Origin of the sequence: Pseudomonas defluvii, from assembly GCF_001695625.1 — a bacterium.
Classification (GTDB): domain Bacteria; phylum Pseudomonadota; class Gammaproteobacteria; order Pseudomonadales; family Pseudomonadaceae; genus Aquipseudomonas; species Aquipseudomonas defluvii.
In genome coordinates this window covers 1-6,098 of the sequence record NZ_MBPN01000172.1, presented here as the reverse complement: position 1 = coordinate 6,098, position 6,098 = coordinate 1, and the positions used below count along the sequence as shown (strand labels likewise).

Here is a 6,098-nt window from a genome sequence, read left to right as displayed (position 1 = left end):
ATCAGCGAATGGTCAAAACCCCTGCCACCCGAACAGTGGGCCAAGCGCTCGCCTGAGCTGGAAGCGGCTATCGCTGAGCGTGAGGCGGAGCTTGCGGCAGCGGCCTTGTAACAACTTTCGGAAGCGTCCTACATCCCTCCAGAAGGCCATCTGCTAGCGTTCGAACCCTTCGTATTCGAGGCGCTACGGCAGGCGCGAGCATGCCGTTTACTGCTACTGCAAAAAGGACAGGGACTGTTTGCAACCACCCATCACGTGCGATTCGGTCAGGCCTTCAGTCGCCTGGGCACGGCTCTCAGGTGTTGACCTTTAGCGACAGTCGGGGCGCAAAAAAATACGGGCGTGAGTGAAGTACGGCCAGAAAAGCCAGGTGAGGGATCAAGTGTTTTTTGCCGGAGGGATTGCTTTGGATGATGGGGTCAAGCACAGCGCAGCCGAGTGGGATGACAACCCATTGCTTCAGCGTTTGCCACGCCTTCGTGCGGCGGTGGAGCGGTTGGGGCTTGTGTGTCTGGATCGCGAGTGGCGAGGCCAGGAGGCCGCGTATCGGTTCCGGTGCAGTCGCAACCACGTGTTCAGCAGGGCGCTTCTGGTCATTTCGAGCCCGCGGTCAGGAGGGTGTCGGGTGTGTGTGGCACAGGATCGTGATCGGCGCTTGTTTGCCCGGGCCGAATGCGCGGGTGTGACCTGCCTGGAGTCGGCGTGGCTGGGCATTGATGCAATGCACCGCTTTCGTTGCCCGCAGGGGCATGAATGGCGCCGCAAGGGATCTCACGTGCTGCGCAGTGCCAATTGCCCGACCTGCGGGCACGAGAAACACAGCCAGCGCATGCGCCGCAAGGATGGTCTGCTCAGGTTGCAGCAGGTAGCTGTTTCGCACGGTGGAGTCTGCCTGGCCGAGGTCTACGCGGGTGGGCATCAGGCCTACGCGTTCCGTTGCGCCCAGGGGCATGTGTGGGCGTCGGTGGGTAATGAAGTGTTGAGGCGCACCTGGTGTCCGGAATGTGCCCGGCTGCGTAAGGTGGTCGAGTATCGTCTACGGGATGGCCTGGCGCGGTTGCAGCGCAAGGCGGCAGAGCGGGGCGGCGTTTGCCTGGCCGATCGCTATGAGGGGTCCGCTGCCCGCTACCTCATGCGTTGCGCAAAGGGGCACGAGTGGCGTGCGACGGGTAAGCGGCTTCTTCGCGGAACCTGGTGCACGGTGTGCGTCCATGATGCCAAGCGCTTGAGCATTCGTGATGCTCAGCGGGAGGCGCAGGCGCGTGGCGGGCAATGCCTGTCCACGACGTACGTCAACAACAGTACCAAGCTTCATTGGCTGTGTGATCGCGGGCATAGCTGGCATGCCCCGCTGGCAACCATCAGGGCCAGGCACTGGTGCCCGGAGTGTGCATGCATGTCGAGGATCAGCAGTCGCAAATCCAAGGCTCGATCACGCTATGTCGAGGCGTCGGCGTCCGTTGCCGATGAGTGGCTGTTTGCCGCTTCCCAGGAGTAGAGCCCGATCTTCGCTGCTTTCATGCCCAGGCAGTCTTCAGGCCGTAATCGTCTAACGCAGTATCGGTTGTCGCTCGTCCAACGGGGTGGAGGATGCCTCGACTGGGTATCGGGCGGTGTCGACTTGATTTCCTCGGGTTTCCCGACTTCTATCAATACAGACCCATCATTTGGCGATGTGCTCGCCATAGCCAGCCATTGAACACCGGCGCTGTAATGGTCAAGGAGTTGTCACTCAGTCCTCAACCTTGGTCGTTGATGATGCCAAACAAAGCACTGCGAATCCTGATTGCCGATGAACACCCCACGCAACTTCTGCAATTGGAGAAGATGCTCAATGGCATGGGCTATTACCGGATCGCGCCTGTGCGCACCTTCGAAGAGTTGCAGCACCTGGTGCAGAATGCGTTGCAGCCCTTCAACCTGTTGATCGGCAATATAGACCTGGCCAGCCATGCGGGGGTTGATCTGGAGCGCTTTTGCCGTGTTCATGCGCAGGTCCAGCACGCCTTGCTCTATGAATCGCAGCATTTGAAAATTCCCGCTGTGCCCGCCGGGAAGCGCCAGGCGGTGAGCGTGAGGCTGCCGAGGGTGCCAGACAACGAGTCGCTGGAGGCGTTCATGGCGATCATCGACGCCCCCATGGTGATCGCACGTCTGCCGGGCCCTGGAGGCAGTGCCAGCGTGCCCAAGCATATCGGGCGTGGCTCCAGCCTGGGACCGACGGTCTTTTCCCGGCAATCCTGAAACTGTTTTTGCTATCCTCTTGCGCCTGCCCCGCGCGCCAGGATGCGCGTCGACTGTTTCTCGACCACGGACCTGCCATGACTGCCTCCCACCCTGTGAGCCCGCTGCGGCTGTCGCGTAGCGACCACAAGACCCTCAGCCTGGCCGCCCTTGGCGGCGCGCTGGAGATCTACGATTTCATCATTTTCGTGTTCTTCACCCTGACCCTGAGCCAGCTGTTTTTCCCGCCGCAGATGCCAGAGTGGCTACGCCTGCTGCAAAGTTTCGGCATCTTTGTCACTGGTTATCTGGCTCGTCCATTGGGCGGCATTCTGATGGCGCACTTTGCCGACCACCTGGGGCGCAAGAAGGTGTTCAGCCTGAGCATCTTGATGATGGCGCTGCCCTGCCTGCTCATCGGTGTGATGCCTACCTATGCCGAGATTGGCTACTTCGCGCCCCTGCTACTGTTGGCCTTGCGCATTTTCCAGGGGGCTGCGGTCGGCGGTGAGGTGCCCAGTGCCTGGGTGTTCGTCGCTGAGCATGCGCCCCCTGGGCGTCGTGGCTATGCCCTCGGCTTTTTGCAGGCGGGGTTGACCTTTGGCTACCTGCTGGGCGCTCTGACCGCAACGGCGCTGGCGCAGCTGTTCAGCCCCCAGGAAATACTCGATTACGCCTGGCGACTGCCGTTCCTGCTTGGTGGTGTGTTTGGGGTGATTGGCGTGTGGCTGCGTCGTTGGCTGAGTGAAACGCCGGTGTTCCTGGCCCTGCGCGAGCGTCGTGAACAGCCAGTGGCGTTTCCCTTGCGTACGGTATTGCGTGAGCATCGCCAGGCGCTGGTTCCGGCGGTGCTGCTCACCTGCGTGCTGACCTCGGCGGTGGTGGTGCTGGTAGTCATCACCCCAACGGTGATGCAGCAACGGTTTGGCATGACGGCCGGCCATACGTTTGCTCTGAGCAGCATCGGGATTGTCTTTCTGAATATTGGCTGTGTACTGGCTGGCCTTCTGGTTGATCGGATCGGTGCCTGGCGCGCCTTGACGATCTACAGCCTGTTACTGCCGCTGGGCATCGCCGGCTTGTATGCCAGCCTGATCGGTGGCTGGAGCTGGCCCGGGTTAGCCTACGCCTTGGCGGGCTTGAGCTGTGGCGTGGTCGGCGTCGTGCCTTCGGTGATGGTCAGCTTGTTCCCGGCTCAGATTCGCGTGTCGGGCATTTCCTTCACCTACAACATCGCCTATGCCCTGTGGGCCAGTGTCACGCCGCTGATGTTGATCGCCTTGATGCCTTGGAGCCCTTGGGTCTGTGCCGGTTTTGCACTGGTCATGGGAACGGTCGGTGCAGCCGCGGCGGTGTATTTTGGCGCCAGAAACGATGGGGTGTTTGCCGACGAGGCGTTGCAGTGTTAAGCGGGCAATGAGCAACAAAAAAGCCCCCTCGACCTGAACGGTGAGGGGGCTTTTTTAGACATGCGGCTTACATGTTCGGGTAAGTCGGCCCGCCAGCACCTTCCGGTGCGACCCAGGTAATGTTCTGCGAAGGGTCTTTGATATCACAGGTCTTGCAGTGTACGCAGTTCTGGGCGTTGATCTGGAAGCGCTTGTTGCCGTCTTCCTGGGTCACCACCTCGTAAACGCCGGCAGGGCAGTAGCGTTGAGCGGGCTCATCGTACAGCGGCAGGTTGGTCTTGATCGGGATGTTCGCGTCCGCCAGTTTCAGGTGGCACGGTTGCTCTTCTTCATGGTTGGTGCTGGAGAGGAACACCGAACTCAGTTTGTCGAAGCTGAGTTTGCCGTCTGGTTTCGGGTAGTCGATTCTGGTCGAGTCGGCGGCCAGCTTGAGGCAGGCGTAGTCCGGTTTGGTGTCGTGCAGGGTGAACGGCAGCTTGCCGCCGAACCAGTTCTGGTCGACATAGTTGAAGGCGGCGCCCAGCAGCGGGCCGAACTTGTGCATGGCCGGGCCGAAGTTGCGGCTGGCGAACAGTTCTTCATAGAGCCAGCTGGCCTTGAACGCATCGACGTAGGAGGTCAGCTCATCGCCGCCTTCCTTGCCAGCCAGCAGTGCTTCGGCCACGGCGTCGGCGGCGAGCATGCCGGACTTCATCGCGGTGTGGCTGCCCTTGATCTTGGCAACGTTCATGGTGCCCAGGTCGCAGCCGATCAGTGCGCCACCCTTGAAAACCATTTTCGGCAGCGAGTTCAAGCCGCCCTTGGCCAGGGCGCGGGCGCCGTAGCTGATGCGCTTGCCGCCTTCAAGGTACTGCTTGAGTACCGGGTGATGTTTCAGGCGCTGGAACTCGTCGAACGGCGACAGGTAGGCGTTGCCATAGGACAGGTCGACGATCAGACCGACCACCACCTGATTGTTTTCCAGGTGATAGAGGAAGGAGCCGCCGGTGTTTTCGGTCGCCATGATGTCCAGCGGCCAGCCAGCGGTGTGAACTACCAGGCCTTGTTGGTGCTTGGCCGGGTCGATTTCCCAGATTTCCTTCAGGCCGATGCCGTAGTGCTGCACGTCGGCTTCGCTGTCCAGGTTGAAACGCTTGATCAGTTGCTTGCCGATATGGCCACGGCAGCCTTCGGCGAACAGGGTGTATTTGCCGCGCAGTTCCATGCCCGGGGTGTACAGGCCTTCTTTCGGGTTGCCTTCGCGGTCGACGCCCAGGTCGCCGGTGATGATGCCGCGAACCACGCCATTTTCGTCGAACAGCGCTTCCTGGGCGGCAAAGCCTGGGTAGATTTCCACGCCCAGGTTCTCGGCCTGCTGCGCCAGCCAGCGGCACAGGTTGCCCAGCGAGATGATGTAGTTGCCTTCGTTGTGCATGGTTTTCGGCACAAACAGGTCAGGTACCTTGACCGCGCTGTCGGCGTTCTTCAGCACGTAGATGTCGTCGCGCTTGACCGGCGTATTCAGTGGGGCGCCCAGTTCTTTCCAGTCTGGGAACAGCTCGTTCAGTGCGCGCGGTTCGAATACGGCGCCGGAGAGGATGTGTGCGCCGACCTCGGAGCCTTTCTCGACCACGCAGACGCTGATTTCGCTACCGGCTTCGGCGGCCTTCTGCTTCAGTCGGCAGGCGGCGGACAGGCCTGCCGGGCCAGCGCCGACGATGACCACGTCGAATTCCATGTATTCGCGTTCCACAGGTTCTCTCCTACTCAAGGCTCATCGTTTTTTCTTTATTGGCGGGTGCCAGGCGGTCACCGATCAGGCGTAAGGGGCGATGCCTTCGCTGTAGCTCGGGCGATGACGGACTACACCGCTTTCTCTTGGCCGCGCATTATATCTACACCACTTGCGCGGTCCAATACAAACGTTTGTTTGAATTTGCCGCAGGCCAGTAAAATCAAAGAGGCGCGGCTTGAAGCTGGCCGGTTTGCCGTATTGACCGGATTGGGTGTTACGGTCAAGATACGAGCGGTTTTACGCTCGCCGTAGGCTGATCGTAGGATGCAGGAGCACCCCTAAAACCTGGCAAAAAGCAGGGCAGTTAAGCCAAAACCCGCTTTGTAGTGGAGTTTACACGCCACGACACAGAATGACCCACGGGTTTTGCTAATAAAAGGTCAAAAAAGGACTGATCAGTCAGTTCCGCTTGGCCTGCCCGAAATTGTTTTTAGAGGTGCCCTTGTACCCACGCGCAATCGCCGGGCCCGCCCCAGGCGACATTCTTTTCACCGGAGAGTAACGAGGAATCCATGAAGGTTCTTGTAGCTGTCAAACGAGTGGTCGACTATAACGTCAAGGTTCGCGTCAAGGCGGACAACTCCGGCGTCGACCTTGCTAACGTCAAGATGTCCATGAACCCCTTCTGCGAGATCGCTGTGGAAGAGGCCGTACGCCTGAAGGAAAAAGGCGTGGCGACCGAGATCGTCGTC

The 6,098-nt window shown here is 60.2% G+C and carries 4 protein-coding genes and 1 pseudogene; 4 read left to right on the top strand and 1 reads right to left on the bottom strand.

Going from position 1 to position 6,098, the window contains the following annotated elements; all coding sequences use genetic code 11:
* Positions 1-625 precede the first annotated feature (625 nt).
* From EKA13_RS25410 to EKA13_RS25400, 3 genes are all read left to right on the top strand, one after another.
* Positions 626-1,498: a hypothetical protein gene (locus EKA13_RS25410; protein ID WP_083199912.1), complete on the top strand. Its 873-nt coding sequence runs from the start codon at positions 626-628 to the stop codon at positions 1,496-1,498.
* A gap of 260 nt (positions 1,499-1,758) precedes the next feature.
* On the top strand, positions 1,759-2,244 hold the full coding sequence (locus EKA13_RS25405) for a histidine kinase (RefSeq protein WP_065761843.1): 486 nt from the start codon (positions 1,759-1,761) through the stop codon (positions 2,242-2,244).
* A gap of 77 nt (positions 2,245-2,321) precedes the next feature.
* Positions 2,322-3,632 (top strand): MFS transporter, encoded by a 1,311-nt coding sequence (locus EKA13_RS25400; RefSeq protein ID WP_065761842.1) that lies wholly within the window; start codon positions 2,322-2,324, stop codon positions 3,630-3,632.
* A gap of 67 nt (positions 3,633-3,699) precedes the next feature.
* Here the strand turns inward: EKA13_RS25400 and EKA13_RS25395 are convergent, their stop codons facing one another.
* Positions 3,700-5,364, bottom strand: coding sequence for an electron transfer flavoprotein-ubiquinone oxidoreductase (locus EKA13_RS25395; RefSeq protein WP_065761841.1), 1,665 nt, complete (start codon positions 5,362-5,364; stop codon positions 3,700-3,702).
* Between the two features lie 554 nt (positions 5,365-5,918).
* Between EKA13_RS25395 and EKA13_RS25390 the strand changes: the two are divergent.
* A pseudogene (locus tag EKA13_RS25390) lies at positions 5,919-6,098 on the top strand (electron transfer flavoprotein subunit beta/FixA family protein); the annotation flags it as partial.

Coding starts and splice junctions, on each gene's coding strand:
- EKA13_RS25405 (WP_065761843.1), top strand. CDS start 1,759: ATGCCAAACAAAGCACTGCGAATCCTGATTGCCGATGAACACCCCACG.
- EKA13_RS25400 (WP_065761842.1), top strand. CDS start 2,322: ATGACTGCCTCCCACCCTGTGAGCCCGCTGCGGCTGTCGCGTAGCGAC.